Source organism: Pseudomonas sp. MPDS (assembly GCF_013283895.1).
GTDB classification, from domain to species: domain Bacteria; phylum Pseudomonadota; class Gammaproteobacteria; order Pseudomonadales; family Pseudomonadaceae; genus Aquipseudomonas; species Aquipseudomonas rhizophila.
Map to the genome: position 1 here is coordinate 4,742,336 of NZ_CP054128.1, position 15,386 is coordinate 4,757,721.

16 protein-coding genes are annotated in these 15,386 nt (G+C 60.5%); 8 read left to right on the top strand and 8 right to left on the bottom strand.

Features of this window, described 5'->3' with window-relative positions; translation table 11 throughout:
• Positions 1 to 20 precede the first annotated feature (20 nt).
• The 4 genes from HQ912_RS20835 to rpoE form a co-directional block, all read right to left on the bottom strand.
• Positions 21 to 1,448 (bottom strand): DegQ family serine endoprotease, encoded by a 1,428-nt coding sequence (locus HQ912_RS20835; RefSeq protein WP_076385959.1) that lies wholly within the window; start codon positions 1,446 to 1,448, stop codon positions 21 to 23.
• 226 nt (positions 1,449 to 1,674) lie between these two features.
• On the bottom strand, positions 1,675 to 2,622 hold the full coding sequence (locus tag HQ912_RS20840; RefSeq protein ID WP_047227971.1) for a MucB/RseB C-terminal domain-containing protein: 948 nt from the start codon (positions 2,620 to 2,622) through the stop codon (positions 1,675 to 1,677).
• 9 nt (positions 2,623 to 2,631) lie between these two features.
• Complete coding sequence (locus HQ912_RS20845) at positions 2,632 to 3,219, bottom strand: sigma-E factor negative regulatory protein (RefSeq protein WP_047227972.1); 588 nt, start codon at positions 3,217 to 3,219, stop codon at positions 2,632 to 2,634.
• 30 nt (positions 3,220 to 3,249) lie between these two features.
• Entirely contained in the window at positions 3,250 to 3,831 is a 582-nt protein-coding gene (gene rpoE / locus HQ912_RS20850) for an RNA polymerase sigma factor RpoE (RefSeq protein WP_003172477.1), read from the bottom strand.
• Positions 3,832 to 4,386: 555 nt separating this feature from the next.
• Here rpoE and nadB point away from each other — a divergent pair.
• Positions 4,387 to 6,003 carry an L-aspartate oxidase gene (gene nadB, locus HQ912_RS20855; RefSeq protein ID WP_047227973.1) on the top strand — a complete coding sequence of 539 codons (1,617 nt, stop codon included), beginning with the start codon at positions 4,387 to 4,389 and terminating at the stop codon, positions 6,001 to 6,003.
• Here the strand turns inward: nadB and HQ912_RS20860 are convergent.
• Positions 5,972 to 6,424: a protein YgfX gene (locus tag HQ912_RS20860; RefSeq protein ID WP_047227974.1), complete on the bottom strand. Its 453-nt coding sequence runs from the start codon at positions 6,422 to 6,424 to the stop codon at positions 5,972 to 5,974. The two genes, nadB and HQ912_RS20860, sit on opposite strands and share 32 nt — an antisense overlap.
• Positions 6,408 to 6,662: a succinate dehydrogenase assembly factor 2 gene (locus HQ912_RS20865; protein WP_007930227.1), complete on the bottom strand. Its 255-nt coding sequence runs from the start codon at positions 6,660 to 6,662 to the stop codon at positions 6,408 to 6,410. Before HQ912_RS20865 ends, HQ912_RS20860 begins: the two co-directional genes overlap by 17 nt.
• A gap of 149 nt (positions 6,663 to 6,811) precedes the next feature.
• Between HQ912_RS20865 and HQ912_RS20870 the strand changes: the two genes are divergently transcribed.
• Together HQ912_RS20870 and HQ912_RS20875 are read left to right on the top strand one after the other, a co-directional pair.
• On the top strand, positions 6,812 to 7,753 hold the full coding sequence (locus HQ912_RS20870; RefSeq protein ID WP_076385965.1) for a YgfZ/GcvT domain-containing protein: 942 nt from the start codon (positions 6,812 to 6,814) through the stop codon (positions 7,751 to 7,753).
• A gap of 36 nt (positions 7,754 to 7,789) precedes the next feature.
• Entirely contained in the window at positions 7,790 to 8,611 is an 822-nt protein-coding gene (locus HQ912_RS20875) for an HDOD domain-containing protein (protein ID WP_047227976.1), read from the top strand.
• A gap of 183 nt (positions 8,612 to 8,794) precedes the next feature.
• Here the strand turns inward: HQ912_RS20875 and HQ912_RS20880 are convergent, their stop codons facing one another.
• Together HQ912_RS20880 and HQ912_RS20885 are read right to left on the bottom strand one after the other, a co-directional pair.
• Positions 8,795 to 10,186, bottom strand: coding sequence for a sensor histidine kinase (locus HQ912_RS20880; protein WP_047227977.1), 1,392 nt, complete (start codon positions 10,184 to 10,186; stop codon positions 8,795 to 8,797).
• The gene (locus tag HQ912_RS20885; protein WP_047227978.1) at positions 10,179 to 10,850 is read right to left on the bottom strand and encodes a response regulator; all 672 of its coding nucleotides are present in this window, start codon (positions 10,848 to 10,850) and stop codon (positions 10,179 to 10,181) included. Before HQ912_RS20885 ends, HQ912_RS20880 begins: the two co-directional genes overlap by 8 nt.
• Before the next feature lie 235 nt (positions 10,851 to 11,085).
• Here HQ912_RS20885 and HQ912_RS27910 point away from each other — a divergent pair, with 235 nt between their 5' ends.
• The 5 genes from HQ912_RS27910 to HQ912_RS20905 all read left to right on the top strand — a co-directional run bounded on the left by HQ912_RS27910 (position 11,086) and on the right by HQ912_RS20905 (position 15,342).
• On the top strand, positions 11,086 to 11,211 hold the full coding sequence (locus HQ912_RS27910) for a hypothetical protein (RefSeq protein ID WP_256676726.1): 126 nt from the start codon (positions 11,086 to 11,088) through the stop codon (positions 11,209 to 11,211).
• A gap of 91 nt (positions 11,212 to 11,302) precedes the next feature.
• Entirely contained in the window at positions 11,303 to 12,280 is a 978-nt protein-coding gene (locus HQ912_RS20890) for a Bug family tripartite tricarboxylate transporter substrate binding protein (RefSeq protein WP_047227979.1), read from the top strand.
• A gap of 57 nt (positions 12,281 to 12,337) precedes the next feature.
• Positions 12,338 to 12,796 (top strand): tripartite tricarboxylate transporter TctB family protein, encoded by a 459-nt coding sequence (locus HQ912_RS20895; RefSeq protein ID WP_092397315.1) that lies wholly within the window; start codon positions 12,338 to 12,340, stop codon positions 12,794 to 12,796.
• A gap of 1 nt (position 12,797) precedes the next feature.
• Complete coding sequence (locus HQ912_RS20900) at positions 12,798 to 14,312, top strand: tripartite tricarboxylate transporter permease (protein WP_047227981.1); 1,515 nt, start codon at positions 12,798 to 12,800, stop codon at positions 14,310 to 14,312.
• Positions 14,305 to 15,342 (top strand): AbrB family transcriptional regulator, encoded by a 1,038-nt coding sequence (locus HQ912_RS20905; protein WP_047227982.1) that lies wholly within the window; start codon positions 14,305 to 14,307, stop codon positions 15,340 to 15,342. The genes HQ912_RS20900 and HQ912_RS20905 overlap by 8 nt, the downstream gene beginning before the upstream one ends.
• Positions 15,343 to 15,386 lie beyond the last annotated feature (44 nt).

The following is a 15,386-nucleotide window of genomic DNA, read 5'->3' on the forward strand; positions in this document are numbered from 1 at the left end:
TTTTGGGGACAGCTAAGCGATCACTCGGCCAGCTTGAAGGTAATGAAACTCGCACGGCCCTGACGCAGAACCCGCATCGAGACTGAACGATTCTTCGGCAACGCCTTGGCGATGTCGGTGAACTCCTTGGCCGAACCGATTGCCTGGTTGTTCAGGTGAGTGATGATGTCGCCTGGTTGCAAGCCGATCATGGCCGCAGGACCCTCCTGCACCTCCTTGATCACTACACCACCTTGCAGCTCCAGGGTCCGTTTTTGCTCTGGCGTAAGCTCCGCCACAGCCACGCCCAGACGATTGCTGCTACGTTCCACGCCTGACTTGGCCAGCGAGTCCAGCTCCTTGCCTTCCTCAGGGATGGCGCCGACGGTCAATTCGACGTTTGTGCGCTTGCCTTCGCGAATCACTTCCAGATTAGCCTTGGAACCGGCCTTGAGGGCGCCCACCAGATGTGGCAAGTCAGCGGACATGACGATCGGCTGGCCATTCATGCTCAGGATCACGTCGCCCACTTGCAGGCCACCCTTGGCAGCCGGACCACCATCCTGAATCTGCGCCACCAGCGCACCGGCTGGTTTCTCCAGGCCGAACGACTCGGCCAGGTCCTTGTTCACTTCCTGAATGACCACGCCCAACCAGCCGCGGCTGACCTTGCCTTCGGTTTTCAGCTGATTGGACACGTCCATGGCGACGTCGATCGGAATCGCGAAGGACACGCCCATGAAGCCGCCCGAACGGGTATATATCTGGGAGTTGATCCCCACGACTTCACCGTCGAGGTTGAACAGCGGCCCACCGGAGTTGCCTGGGTTGATCGGCACGTCGGTCTGGATGAACGGCACGTAGTTTTCGTTTGGCAGGCTGCGACCGATGGCGCTGACGATGCCCTGGGTTACGGTATGGTCGAAGCCAAACGGCGAACCGATGGCCACGACCCACTGGCCGGCTTTCAGGTTCTGGGATTTGCCCAGCTTGAGCACGGGCAGATCTTTCCCTTCGATCTTCAGCAACGCCACGTCAGAACGCGGGTCAGTGCCGATCAGCTTGGCCTTGAGCTCACTGCGGTCTGCCAGGCGCACCAGGATCTCGTCGGCATCGGCAATCACGTGGTTATTGGTCAGGATGTAACCGTCGGGCGAAATAATGAAACCCGAGCCCAGGGACTGCGCTTCACGCTGACGACCACCGCCAGGCGAACGCGGTTGCGGCATCCCGCGCTCGAAGAACTCGCGCAACATCGGCGGCAAACCTTCCAGGTCCGGCATCTGCTGATCCATCACCCTGCGTTCCGGCAGTTTCTGGGTGGTACTGATGTTCACCACCGCAGGCGAGGCTTGCTCGACCAGCTCAGTGAAGTCAGGCAATTCGACCGCCATAGCGGGAACGGCCTGACCGAGCACAAGCACAGTGGCAAAGATGGAAAGATAGGTTTTCAAGCGTGGTATCGACATACGGCTCCCGTTACGACGAGCGTGGTTAAGCGATATGGAGCAAGAAATACCAGGGGAAGATACGCCGGTATTTTTGTTCCGCAAACAGGCAAGGCCAGAGCCGAGCGGCTCTGACCTATAGAAAAAAAATTGAAGTTTTGCAAATGAAAATGCTGACAGAAAGTTTCGGCATTTCGATCAAGTCCCGGCGCTGTAAGCCTCTTGCCCAATCGAACCACCCTGGCAGCTATTGAATCGCCGTGGCATCGGAACGCATGGAGAGCGCGATCCGTTCCGCTGTGCCGATGGGAATTTCGCCGACCACCGTGACCATCATTTCGCCCTGGGGCGTCGTGAGTCGACGCGAAACAGCTGCTGTCGGGCCGAGCTGCGTACGCGTGTCGGTGACAGTCGCGCCGTTCAACGGTTCCAGAAACACCGAGAAACGAGCCAAGCCATCATCGTACATCAGGCTATTGACCTGAACGTTGGTTTCCGGATCCTTTCTCATCGCACTGCTGGTCAGTTCGAAGCCCGGTGGAAGCCAGTCCGAACGCCATGCAGTTTTCGCCATGGCACTTTTAGCTGGGGTCTGCGCTACTACCTTGCATTCGGCAGTGGTTTGCAGATCAGCGTCGGACGGTGCCGTGATATTCAAGCGTGTGAACTGAAAACGCTCCAGCAACTGGCCCTTGTCATTGAGCAACAGAGACTTGAGCGGCAGGCCGGTCTCTCGGTCCAGATGCAGTTCGAAACCATAACGATGCTGGTCCTTGGGTGTCAGCGCCACAATCACCGCAGGGCGCCCGGCCACGCGCGACTTGCCAATGACGGCAAGATCATACCAATTCTTGAGTTTTTGCGGATCGAGCGCACGTGCCGTGCCTTCAGGCGTATTCCCCACCCCAGCGATCAAGGAGCCGCTTACGCATTGAGTACGTCCATCAATGCGCAGGACTTCCTGTGCCGACCCATCGAGCTGGAGTAACCGCTCGCGGACTTTGCCATCCTGGACACGATGCCAGATGCTATGGGTAGAAAAACTACCGTTACGCTCGTAAACGAAAGTGCCCTGGAAGCTTTGCTGTTGCTCGGCCTGACTCAGACGATTAAGCCAGTCCTGAGCTTCACCGGCATAGGCTGGGATAACGCACCAGCCACCCAACAGAAGCGAAAATAGAGGTATGGCGCGCAATGGTCCTCCTTAGCGGTTTTCCAGACTGGCTGCACGGGCGTAAGGCAGCGCGCTTTCAGTACCTTTCAGGGCTGCTTCCTGGGCATGCTGACGCAGGTAGTTGGGCAGACGCTGATCATGCCAGCCTGGTTGGCCTTGCAGCACACCGTTGGCCATTGGACCGGCGACTTCCGAGCTTTCGCTATAACCGGCCAACACTGCCGGGCCCTTGACCTGTGGAGCGGCCAAGCCAGGCTGATTGGACTGCTGGGCCATTTGCACACCGGCGATCTCATCCTGGTTGTAGAGGCGAACCCCGGCCAGCACGGCCACCGTAACCGAAGCGGCAACCGCAAGACGACCCAGGCTGCGCCAAGGGCTGCGGGAGGCTTTGGCCGGAACAGCTTCATCAGCCAGAGCAGCAGATACAGCCGCAGCGATGTCCAGACGCGGAAGCAGCAGGTCCTTGTGCATGACAGCCCGGGCGATCTGGTAACGAGCCCAGGTCTCACGGGTTTCAACATCGTCGAAGGCATTGAGTACCCGACGCAATTCCAATTCGTCCGCTTCGTTATCCATCACTGCGGACAGCGATTCCTGCAGGGCTTCACGACTCATGGCGTTCCTCTCTTGGCTGTCGCCGCTGTCTCAGTTTTCCTGCAACAAAGGTTGCAGGGCTTTATCGATGGCCTCCCGAGCGCGGAAAATCCGGGAGCGCACGGTACCCACCGGACACTGCATGACGCTGGCAATGTCCTCGTAACTCAGACCGTCGAATTCACGTAAAGTTAGAGCCGTACGCAAATCTTCGGGCAGTTGCTGGATGGTCCGATGGACAGTGCCTTCGATCTCATCCCGCAGCAACGCTCGTTCCGGTGATTCAAGATCCTTGAGGCCGTGATCGCCATCATAGAACTCTGCATCTTCAGAACTCACATCGCTATCCGGCGGCCGGCGGCCGCGTGAAACCAGATAGTTTTTCGCCGTGTTAATGGCGATGCGGTAAAGCCACGTGTAAAACGCGCTGTCTCCGCGAAAATTACCAAGCGCACGGTAAGCCTTGATGAAGGCTTCCTGAGCAACATCCTGGGCTTCATGGGTGTCGTGCACAAAACGCACGATCAACCCGAGAATTTTGTGCTGGTATTTCAGCACTAGCAGATCGAAAGCTCGCTTGTCGCCGCGTTGAACGCGCTCGACCAGTTGCTGATCCTCTTCCTGGGTTAGCATGAACACTCCTCGATAAGCTCGAAGGAGGCTTGCATTACTAATCGACCGGGCTTGCAACCATAGACTCGGGCTTTTCGCAAAAGTTCTCCCCTCCAAGCAAGTTTCCGGCGCGCTCTGATCCGGCACGCACGAAAAACGCAGCACGAGATTCCCCGGCTGCGCGAATAATCTGTCGCCGGGCCTGTCGGCAAAGATTCAAATCCTAATCTTGCACCAACCCGACGCTGTTCCCTTTTGCAGACAACCGTCTATTGAACCCAGTCGCTCGGCAAAAGTTCCAACTATTTATAGCCTTGTGTGTGGAACATCGAGCAACCCTGACGAGATAAACAGCCTTTCATCCTCGAAACGGTCGCCTTGTCGCCCATCCACCAAAATCGTGATCCGACGAAGCGTCACGGTTGTGTCATTCTGGTTTCACATTGCCATGAATACGCCGCTATTGTGCCGATCCCCCTCTCTATATACTAGTGGGCTGCATGGCTGCCTGACCCCATTGAAACGGATGTCTTGCGCCAACCCCGACCCGGGTCGTTTTGAGCGGAAACCTTTCGAATGAGCCAACAGTTCCAACACGATGTTCTGGTAATCGGCAGCGGCGCCGCCGGATTGAGCCTGGCGTTGACACTGCCTGAGCATCTGCGCATCGCAGTACTGAGCAAAGGCGACCTGGCCAACGGTTCGACATTCTGGGCCCAGGGTGGCGTCGCGGCCGTGCTGGATGACACCGACACTATTGAATCGCATGTCGATGACACCCTCAATGCCGGGGGCGGCCTGTGCAATCCAGAAGCCGTGCGTTTCACCGTCGAACACAGCAGGGAAGCCATACAGTGGCTGATCGACCAGGGCGTCCCCTTCACGCGTGACGAGCAATCCGGTACCGAAGACGGTGGTTTCGAGTTTCACCTGACCCGCGAGGGCGGTCACAGCCATCGGCGCATCATTCACGCTGCCGATGCCACCGGTGCGGCGATTTTCAAGACGTTGCTGGCCCAAGCCCGCCAGCGGCCCAATATCGAGCTTCTGGAGCAACGCGTCGCGGTCGATCTGATTACCGAAAAACGCTTGGGTCTGGACGGTGATCGGTGCCTGGGTGCCTACGTGCTCAACCGTGGCACCGGGGAGGTCGACACCTACGGCGCCCGCTTCGTGATCCTGGCCTCCGGCGGTGCCGCGAAAGTCTACCTTTACACCAGCAACCCCGACGGCGCATGCGGGGACGGCATTGCCATGGCCTGGCGTTCAGGCTGCCGGGTGGCGAACCTGGAGTTCAATCAGTTCCACCCCACATGCCTCTACCATCCGCTGGCCAAGAGTTTCCTGATCACCGAGGCCCTGCGCGGCGAAGGTGCTCACCTGAAACTTCCTAACGGCGAGCGTTTCATGCAGCGCTTCGATTCCCGCGCCGAACTGGCGCCCCGGGATATCGTCGCCCGGGCCATCGACCACGAAATGAAGCGCCTGGGCATCGACTGCGTCTACCTCGACATCAGCCACAAGCCCGAAGCATTCATCAAGAGCCATTTCCCCACGGTGTACGAGCGTTGTCTGGAGTTTTCCATCGACATCACCAAGCAACCGATTCCGGTGGTGCCAGCGGCGCATTACACCTGCGGAGGGGTGATGGTCGACCAACAAGGGCGCACTGACGTACCGGGCCTGTATGCCATTGGCGAAACCAGCTTCACCGGCCTGCATGGCGCCAACCGCATGGCCAGCAACTCGTTGCTGGAATGTTTCGTCTACGCCCGCTCGGCGGCAGCGGACATTCTTGAGCAATTGCCACAGATCGCCGCCCCATCCGCCCTGCCCTCGTGGGACGCCAGCCAGGTCACCGACTCGGACGAAGATGTGATCATCGCTCACAACTGGGACGAACTGCGGCGCTTCATGTGGGACTACGTCGGCATCGTGCGCACCAACAAACGCCTGCAACGGGCGCAGCATCGGGTGCGGCTGTTGCTGGATGAAATCGATGAGTTCTACAGCAACTACAAGGTCAGCCGCGACCTGATCGAGTTGCGCAACCTGGCCCAGGTCGCTGAACTGATGATTCGTTCAGCCATGGAACGCAAGGAAAGCCGCGGGCTGCACTACACGCTCGACTACCCGGGCCTGCTGCCCGAAGCGTTGGACACTATCCTGGTGCCGCCCACCTACGCCGGCTGAATTTGAGCCGAACCCGCAGGCGCCGATGCAGATCCGGCGCCAGCGCATCGCGGGGCACACACAGCGAGCGGACCCGCCACTCCCCCCGCAGGCGAAAACGCAGCACGATAATCATCGGCAACGCCAGGCTGTCAGGGCGCAATTGCACCGCCTGCCAGCCAGATGCCCTGTTCCACAGCTGCCAGCCATCGGCGTCACGACGCAACCGGCAAAAAGCCTGACGGTGGGTCAACAATAGATGCCGCGGTAGCGTCCAGGCACCATGGGCCAGGCACAGCAGCACGCCGAGGCTGATTAACCAGAACGGGACGGACAACAGCAACAACGAACCCAAGGCGAAGGCCTGGGCCAGGAGATAGGCCGCCAGCAGTTGCCCGGAAGCCTGCCAGCGGCATTCAAAGCGATTACTTGGGCTGGACACGGTCCAGAATCATCCGAACCATGCGCTGCAGCTCCGGGTCTTCGGATTCGCTGCGTTCCATGAACCAGCCGAACATGTCCTGATCCTCGCACTCGAGCAGACGCACGTAGCACGCACGGTCGACGTCGTTAAGGTGGGGATAAACTTCTTTCACGAACGGCACCAGCAACACGTCAAGCTCAAGCATGCCGCGGCGGCTGTGCCAGTAAAGGCGATTCAGTTCAACATCTTCGACCATGGAGCGCTCCTCAAATAGAGCGCAAGTATACAGGCCCCGCCGCGATGGAACAGACGGCTCGGGTCAGGCACCACCGATCCTTTGTGAACTACCCATTTCAAGGGCGCCCCCTTATGATGTCCACCAGACTTTTTACCCTGCGATGACCCATGGCTGATTCCGCTTTTTTCTGCACCCTGTCCCACGAAGGCGTTCTCGCGGTCCGCGGCGTGGACGCTGGCAAATTCCTGCAAGGCCAATTGACCTGCAACCTCAACTACCTGAGCGACAGCCGGGCCAGCCTCGGTGCCCGCTGCACCCAGAAGGGCCGGATGCAATCGAGTTTCCGCATCCTGCTCGAAGGCGATGGTGTACTGATGGCAATGGCCAGCGAATTGCTCGAACCGCAACTGGCGGACCTGAAAAAGTATGCCGTGTTCTCTAAATCCAGACTGACCGATGAAAGCACCGCCTGGGCTCGCTTCGGCCTGGAGAACGCCGACACGGCGCTCGCAGCCTTGGGCCTTGAGCTGCCGGCCGAGACCGACAGCGTCGTTCGTCATGATGGCCTGATTGCCATTCGCGTCTCTCCGAACCGCGCCGAACTTTGGGCGCCCGCCGAACAGGCCGACCCGCTGTCAGCCCGGCTGCGCGAACAGTTGACCGAGGGCGAGCTGAACCAGTGGCTGCTGGGTCAGATCCGCGCCGGGATCGGCCAGGTCATGCCGGCTACCCGCGAACTGTTCATTCCGCAGATGCTCAATCTGCAAGCCGTTGGCGGCGTGAGCTTCAAGAAAGGTTGCTACACCGGCCAGGAAATCGTCGCCCGCATGCAGTACCTGGGCAAACTCAAGCGGCGCCTGTATCGGCTGCAAATGGATGCCGGTGAACTGCCCGAGCCTGGTACCCCCTTATTTTCACCCACGCACGGCAGTTCTATCGGTGAAGTGGTGATGGCCGCTCACGCCGAACGAAACATTGAACTGCTGGCGGTGGTACAGGCCGAAGCTGCAGAAGATGACAATTTGCACCTCGGCGCGCTGGAAGGCCCGGGCCTGCAATTGCTCGACCTGCCTTACGAACTGGACCGCGACCGCGAAATCCAGCGCTGATCGCAGCATTTTGTCGTAATACCCTAGAGAAACGAAATGAGCGATTTGGCGGATAAGGTCCAACGGGATTTGGTGGAGGCCATCGATAACGATGACCTGGTTCTGCCAACATTACCGGAAGTGGCCCTGCAGATTCGCCGGGCCGCCGAAGACCCGGAAATCAGCGTCAGCAACCTGAGCAAGGTGATTGGTCGTGACACGGCGCTTTCGGCGCGCCTGATAAAAGTGGTCAACAGCCCACTGCTGCGTGCGACCCAGGAAGTCACTGACCTGCACACAGCCATCACCCGGCTGGGAGTCAACTACAGCAGCAACCTGGCCATCGGCCTGGTCATGGAGCAGATTTTCCATGCCCGTTCCGAAGTGGTGGAACAGAAGATGCGCGAAGTCTGGCGTAAAAGCCTGGAAATCGCCGGTGTCTGCTATGCGTTGTGCCGGATCTATACGCAACTCAAACCCGATCAGGCCGCGCTGGGTGGGCTGGTGCATCAGATCGGCGTACTGCCGATTCTCACCTACGCCGAAGACAACAATGAATTGCTGTCTGACCCGGTCAGTCTCAATCACGTCATCGAGACGATTCACCCGGTGCTGGGAGACAAGTTGCTCAGTGTTTGGGAGTTTCCAGAAAGACTGGTGAAGCTGCCGGGGCTGTATCTGGACTTCACCCGAGATTCGAAGCAACTCGATTACGTCGACCTGGTGCAGGTTGCTGCGTTGTATTGCTACAAGGACTCCGACCACCCCCTGGGCAGGATCGATGCCTTCGGGGTACCGGCCTTCAATAAGCTGGGCATCGACCCGGAAAACAAAGCCCGGTGCGCGGAGATCGAAGAAGCGCGCTCGATGTTTTATTAAACAACCAGGCTCAAGCCCCTGAACTTGAGCTCAGGCACTGAACCTGTGGCGAGGGGATTTATCCCCGCTGGGGCGCGAAGCGGCCCCTGGCGTTCTGTCTGATACACCTAAATCGCCAGTTTGGGGCTGCTTCGCAGCCCAGCGGGGATAAATCCCCTCGCCACAATAGGGCTTGGCTCGGGTTCAATCGGAACCGGGGATAAAGCTCACCCTAACTTTCAAACCACCCTCCTGCCCATCATGCAGCGTGATTTGCGCCAGGTGCGCACGGCAGATTTCACCGACGATCGCCAGCCCCAGGCCCGAACCGGCCACTTGCTGATTGCGTCGATAGAAGCGCTCGAACACGCGGTCTCGCTCATGCGGCGGGATGCCCGGCCCGTCGTCCTCGACCTCAAGCACCGCAGGCGCTGTGACCCGCAGGATCACATTGCCGCCCGATGGGGTATGGGCCAGGGCGTTGTCCACCAGGTTGCTCAACAACTCGTTCAACAAGGTCGGCTCACCTCGCAGCCATACCGGTTCGTCGGCTTCCAAAGCCAACGCCACGCCACGGGCATGGGCCAACGGGGCCATGGCCATACCCAGCTCCCGTGCCAATTGGCTGAGATCAAGCAACTGCGCGCCGCCCTCGGCGATGGCCCGGGCACCATTTTCGACACGCGCCAGGGACAGCAACTGATTCGCCAGATGGGTCAACCGATCCGTGCCTTGGGCCGCGGTTTCCAGGGTTTCACGCCAGATTGCCGGCTCGCTGGCGCGCAGCCCCAGCTCAAGCCGGGCCTTCAGCGCAGCCAAAGGCGTGCGCAGTTCATGGGCGGCGTCGGCGATGAATTGCGCCTGACGTTCGAATTGCCCACGAAGACGCTCGGTGAAATGGTTGAGGGCCCGCACCAGTGGCCAGAGTTCATGCTGGACCTCCACCAGGGGCAATGGCCGCAAATCATCCGGCTGACGCTCCTCCACCGCCGTGCGCAAGCGCTCCAGGGGGCGCAAGGCGGCACTGACGGCGAACCACACCATCAGCAGCGCGCCCACCGCCAGCATACCCAGGCGCAACAGTGTGTCGGCCATCAAGCCGCGGGCCATGCTGATCCGCGCCTCTTCGGTTTCCGCCACGCGAATCTCCGCCATGCCGTTCATGTTCGGTTCACTCACCGCCTTGAGCAGGCTCACCACCCGCACATCCTGCCCCTGATAGCTGGCGTTATAAAAGCGCGCCAGGGCCGGGTAATCGTCGGTACGCGGCGTACCGGGCGGTGGACCTGGGAGGTTTTCGTAGCCGGAAATCAGCTTCTGGTGGATGTCATTGACCTGGTAGTAAATACGCCCGGCGCTGTCGTAGGCAAAGGTATCCAGGGCCACGTAAGGCACATCCGCGCTGAGGCTGCCGTCGCGTTGCGACAGGCCGGCGGCGATGGTCCGGGCGGAGGCCAGCAGCGTGCGGTCGTAGGCCGTGTCCGCAGCTTCGCGACCGTTCCAATAGGCACTCAGACCACTGGCGAGCATCAGTACCACCAACAGCAGTGCCAGGTTCCAGAGCAGCCGCCAACGCAAACTGTCGGGCTTATGCATCGCGGGTTTCCAGCAGGTAGCCCAGGCCACGGAATGTCACGATCGCCACGGCATGGCCGTCGAGTTTCTTGCGCAGGCGGTGGACGTAGATTTCGATGGCATCGGGGCTGGCCTCTTCGTCCAAGCCGAACACCTGGGCCGCAAGCTGCTCCTTGCTCATCACCCGCCCTGGCCGGGCGATCAACGCCTCCAGCACGGCCTGCTCGCGGGAAGTCAGGGTCAGCAATTCGTCGTCGAGGGTGAAGCGGCGGGTGTCCAGGTCATAAATCAACCCACCACAGCGCTGCTGGCGTTCGCCCCCCAATACGCTACGGCGCAACAGTGCCTTGACCCGAGCCTCCAGCTCCGTGAGCTCGAACGGCTTGGCCAGGTAATCGTCAGCACCCAGGTTCAGGCCATGAACCCGGTCCTTGACGTCGCTACGGGCAGTCAGCATCAACACCGGTAAGGTCTTGCCGCGGGCCCGCAGCCGGGCCAGCACCTCGAAACCGTCCATGCGTGGCAGCCCCACATCGAGAATCGCGACCGCGTACTCCTCGCTGCTCAAAGCCAGGTCAGCCGCCACCCCGTCGTGCAGCACATCCACGGTCAAACCGGTGCTCTTGAGCGCCTGGGCTACACTTTCGGCCAGCTGGAGATGGTCTTCGACGAGCAGGACACGCATTGGATTTCACCTCGATTCAGGGATGGTCGGCACCATTCTGTGGCGCGGAGTTTACAGCCGCATCCACCTCTGTGAAGCCAAAAACATCGTGAAAGCTTTTGAAAGGTTAGCGAAAGGTTGGCCGGTTACAGTCCTCCAACGGCAAGTTTCGACTGCCGGTCGCGAGGCACCTCGCGAACGAAAAACGCCCCGAAGCGTTTTCGCCAAATAAGAACAATAGAGCGGAGTATTCACCATGCTGTCCATACAGCCCCAGGCCCCGACGCCTGCTCGCCCTTCCCGCCTCAACCAGATCGCCTTCACTTGCGCCGCCGCTTTCGCCGGTCTTGCACCGTCGTCTCTGTGCGTCTACGCCACGTGACCTATCGCTCCTGATGGCCCGCTGTCGATTCCCGAAGGGTCCGACAACGGCAAATGTGCAACACACAACAACAACTCCTGTGGAGACAAAAATGAACCTATCACTGCGTAAAGTAGCCCTGGCCGCTGGTTGCCTGATGTTCGCCGGGCAGTTGCTCGCCGAACCCAAGCGTCCGGAATGCATCGCCCCGGCCGCGCCTGGCGGCGGTTTTGACCTGACGTGCAAATTGGCCCAAAGCGCCCTGGTGAACGAAAAACTGCTGACCAAACCGATGCGTGTGACCTACATGCCCGGCGGCGTCGGTGCAGTGGCCTACAACGCAGTGGTCGCTCAGCGCCCGGCCGACGCCGGCACGCTGGTGGCCTGGTCCAGTGGCTCGCTGCTGAACCTGGCCCAAGGCAAATTCGGGCGTTTCGACGAAAACGCCGTTCGCTGGTTGGCAGCCGTTGGCACCAGCTATGGCGCCATCGCGGTCAAGAGCGATTCGCCCTACAAGAACCTCGATGATCTGGTACAGGCGCTGAAGAAAGATCCAGGCTCCGTGGTCATCGGTTCCGGCGGCACCGTGGGCAGCCAGGACTGGATGCAAACCGCGCTGATCGCCAAGGCCGCCGGTATCGACCCGCGCAAACTGCGCTACGTGGCGCTCGAAGGCGGTGGCGAGATCGCAACGGCCCTGCTGGGCGGCCATATTCAGGTAGGCAGTACGGACATCTCCGACTCCATGCCACACATCCAGAGCGGCGACATGCGCCTGCTGGCGGTGTTCGCCGAGAAGCGCCTGGATGAGCCGGAAATGAAAGACATCCCGACCGCCCGTGAACAAGGCTACGAGATCGTCTGGCCAGTGGTTCGTGGCTTCTACCTCGGGCCGAAGGTCAGTGATGAAGACTACGCCTGGTGGAAAAATGCATTCGACAAGCTGCTGGCTTCCGAAGACTTCGCCAAGCTGCGTGACCAGCGCGAACTGTTTCCGTTCGCCATGACCGGTCCGGAACTGGACACCTACGTGAAGAAGCAAGTGGCCGACTACAAGATGCTGGCCAAAGAGTTTGGCCTGGTCCAGTAATCGCCTCTGTTCTCGCGGCGGCGCCTGCATCACTGCGGCGCCGCCCAGGAGTTAGTCATGCTCATCCAACGTATTTTCGCTTCAGTGCTGCTGCTGGTTTGCGTCGGCCTCGCGCTGATGGCCTGGCCCTACCAGGCAGCCTTTTCCTACGAACCGGTCGGGCCGCGCGCCTTCCCCTTGCTGATGATCGGGCTGCTGAGCCTGGCCCTGCTTTATATGGTGTTTCGTCCGACGCCCATCGTGCACAGCGACGAAGATCCGCAACTGGATCGCGAGACCCTGCAGAAAATCGGCATCTGCGTAGTGCTGCTGCTGATATTCGCCGGGACCTTCGAACCCCTGGGTTTCATCCTCGCCAGCATTGTGGTCGGGGTTCCGATGGCGCGCCTGTATGGCGGTCGTTGGGTGCCGAGCGTGGTGATCATCAGCCTGATGGCCATCGGTCTCTATCTGTTGTTCGACAAGCTGATGGACGTGCCGCTGCCCCTGGGCCTGCTCGACGTCCTGGAGAATTGATATGGATACCCTGAATTATCTCGGCCAGGGTTTTGGCGTTGCACTGACCCCCTACAACCTCGTTACCGCCCTGAGCGGCACCCTGATCGGCACCGTGGTCGGCCTGCTGCCGGGCCTGGGCCCGATCAATGGCGTGGCGTTGCTGATCCCGATTGCATTCGCCCTCGGTCTGCCACCGGAGTCGGCCCTGATCCTGCTGGCGGCCGTATACCTGGGTTGCGAATACGGCGGACGAATCAGCTCGATCCTGCTCAACATCCCGGGTGAAGCCTCCACCGTCATGACCACCCTGGACGGTTACCCGATGGCCCGCAAAGGCATGGCCGGCGTCGCCCTTTCGCTGTCGGCGTGGAGTTCGTTCCTCGGTGCATTCATTGCCACTTGCGGGATGGTGCTGTTCGCCCCGCTGCTGGCCAAATGGGCGATTGCCTTCGGACCGGCGGAATATTTCGTGCTGATGGTGTTCGCCATTGTCTGTCTCGGCGGCATGGCCGGAGACCGCCCGCTCAAGACCTTCATCGCGGCGCTGATCGGGCTGTTCCTGTCCTGCGTCGGGATTGACGCCAACAGCGGCGTCTACCGTTTCACCGGGGACAATATCCATTTGACCGACGGCATCCAGTTCGTCGTGCTGGTGCTGGGCCTGTTCTCCATCAGTGAAATTCTGTTGCTGCTGGAAAAGACCCATCGCGGCCAGGAAGCGGTGAAAGCCACCGGGCGGATGATGTTCAACGTCAAGGAAGCGGCGTCGGTGTTCTGGGTGAACATGCGATGCGGCGTGCTTGGCTTCATCATGGGCGTGTTGCCAGGTGCCGGTGCGACGCTGGCCAGTGCCGTGGCGTACATGACGGAAAAACGCATCGCCGGTGCAAGCGGTACGTTCGGCCAAGGTGACAAGCGTGGCCTCGCCGCCCCGGAAACCGCCATCGGCGGCGCCGCCTGCGGTGCGTTGGTGCCGATGCTGACCCTGGGTGTTCCGGGTTCCGGCACCACGGCGGTGATGATCGGCGCGCTGTCGCTGTACAACATCACTCCAGGTCCACTGCTGTTCCAGCAACAACCTGACATCGTCTGGGGTCTGATCGCTTCGTTGTTCGTCGCCAACATCATGCTGGTGATCCTCAACATCCCGATGATCCGCGTCTTCACCCGTATCCTGGCCGTGCCGAACTGGGCATTGGTACCGGTCATCGCGATCATCACCGGGATCGGCGTCTACGCGGTGCACGCCACCACGTTCGACCTGTTCCTGATGATCGGTATCGGCATCTTCGGTTACATCCTGCGCAAGCTCGACTTCCCGTTGTCGCCGGTCCTGTTGGGCTTCATCCTCGGTGGCCTGATGGAACAGAACCTGCGTCGTGCGCTGTCGATTTCCAACGGTGCTCTGGAAATCCTCTGGTCGAGCCCGATCACCCTGGGTTGCTGGGTATTGACCGTTATCATGCTGCTGATGCCATTGCTGCGGATCTGGCGCCGTCGCTCGGCTCAACGTCGCGCCCTGGCCAATGTCTAAAGCTACACTCAGACAATGGTGGGGAACACCGCTGGTCGGTCTGGCCGGCGGTTATCTGGCCAGCCTGATCGGCTGGCCTTTGCCCTGGATGGTTGGCTCGTTGCTGGCGATCATCCTGGTGCGCTGCCTCACACCGTGGCAACTGATGGAAATCCCTGGCGGCCGTAAATGCGGCCAGTGGGTGGTCGGCATCGGTATCGGCCTGCACTTCACCCCGGTGGTGATGGAGCAGGTGCTGAGCCATTTTGGCCTGATCTTCTTCGGCGCGCTGATCACCAGCGTGTCTAGCGTGGTGAGTGTGTGGCTGATGCGCCGCACCGGCGAAGACCGCGCCACCGCTTTTTTCTCCAGCATGCCGGGCGGTTCCGGCGAGATGGTCAACCTCGGTGCCCGCAATGGCGCCGACCTGAGCCGCGTCGCTGCCGGCCAGAGCCTGCGGGTACTGGTGGTGGTGCTGTGCGTACCGGCCGCTTTCAAATACTTGCTCGGCGAAGGCGCCCCGGTGCAGCACGCTGCCACGGTGGATTGGCTGTGGCTGGCGCTGCTGTTCCCGGCGGGCGCCCTGCTCGCCTGGGGCTGGGAGCGTTTGCGCCAACCCAACCCGTGGCTGTTCGGACCGTTGCTGGTGAGTGCGGCGGTGAGCATCGGCTGGGATCTGCACATCGGCCTTCCCGACGGTGGCAGCCAGATCGGCCAGTGGTTGATCGGCAGCGGATTGGGTTGTCATTTCAACCGGCAGTTCTTCCGCCGCGCGCCGTCGTTCATGGGACGAACGCTGATCGGCACGGTGTTGACGATGCTGATCGCAACCCTCGCGGCTCTGGGCCTGAGCACGCTGACCCACCTGGACTTGCGGTCACTGACCTTGGGCATGATGCCCGGCGGTATTGCGGAAATGAGCCTGACGGCGGAGACGCTGCAACTGTCGGTACCGCTGGTGACGGCGTTGCAGGTGATGCGACTGCTGTTTGTGCTGTTTCTGGCGGAGCCGTTGTTCAGGTATTGGATTCGCAAGCCGGGTTCGGTCTGATCGTCCGCGGCGCCTTCATCGCGAGCAGGCTCGCTCCCACAGAA

Excerpts from the sequence above, each read along its gene's own strand:
- HQ912_RS20835 (WP_076385959.1), bottom strand. The coding sequence starts at position 1,448 with ATGTCGATACCACGCTTGAAAACCTATCTTTCCATCTTTGCCACTGTG.
- HQ912_RS20845 (WP_047227972.1), bottom strand. The coding sequence starts at position 3,219 with ATGAGTCGTGAAGCCCTGCAGGAATCGCTGTCCGCAGTGATGGATAAC.
- rpoE (WP_003172477.1), bottom strand. The coding sequence starts at position 3,831 with ATGCTAACCCAGGAAGAGGATCAGCAACTGGTCGAGCGCGTTCAACGC.
- nadB (WP_047227973.1), top strand. The coding sequence starts at position 4,387 with ATGAGCCAACAGTTCCAACACGATGTTCTGGTAATCGGCAGCGGCGCC.
- HQ912_RS20865 (WP_007930227.1), bottom strand. The coding sequence starts at position 6,662 with ATGGTCGAAGATGTTGAACTGAATCGCCTTTACTGGCACAGCCGCCGC.
- HQ912_RS20870 (WP_076385965.1), top strand. The coding sequence starts at position 6,812 with ATGGCTGATTCCGCTTTTTTCTGCACCCTGTCCCACGAAGGCGTTCTC.
- HQ912_RS20875 (WP_047227976.1), top strand. The coding sequence starts at position 7,790 with ATGAGCGATTTGGCGGATAAGGTCCAACGGGATTTGGTGGAGGCCATC.
- HQ912_RS20880 (WP_047227977.1), bottom strand. The coding sequence starts at position 10,186 with ATGCATAAGCCCGACAGTTTGCGTTGGCGGCTGCTCTGGAACCTGGCA.
- HQ912_RS20885 (WP_047227978.1), bottom strand. The coding sequence starts at position 10,850 with ATGCGTGTCCTGCTCGTCGAAGACCATCTCCAGCTGGCCGAAAGTGTA.
- HQ912_RS27910 (WP_256676726.1), top strand. The coding sequence starts at position 11,086 with ATGCTGTCCATACAGCCCCAGGCCCCGACGCCTGCTCGCCCTTCCCGC.
- HQ912_RS20890 (WP_047227979.1), top strand. The coding sequence starts at position 11,303 with ATGAACCTATCACTGCGTAAAGTAGCCCTGGCCGCTGGTTGCCTGATG.
- HQ912_RS20895 (WP_092397315.1), top strand. The coding sequence starts at position 12,338 with ATGCTCATCCAACGTATTTTCGCTTCAGTGCTGCTGCTGGTTTGCGTC.
- HQ912_RS20900 (WP_047227981.1), top strand. The coding sequence starts at position 12,798 with ATGGATACCCTGAATTATCTCGGCCAGGGTTTTGGCGTTGCACTGACC.
- HQ912_RS20905 (WP_047227982.1), top strand. The coding sequence starts at position 14,305 with ATGTCTAAAGCTACACTCAGACAATGGTGGGGAACACCGCTGGTCGGT.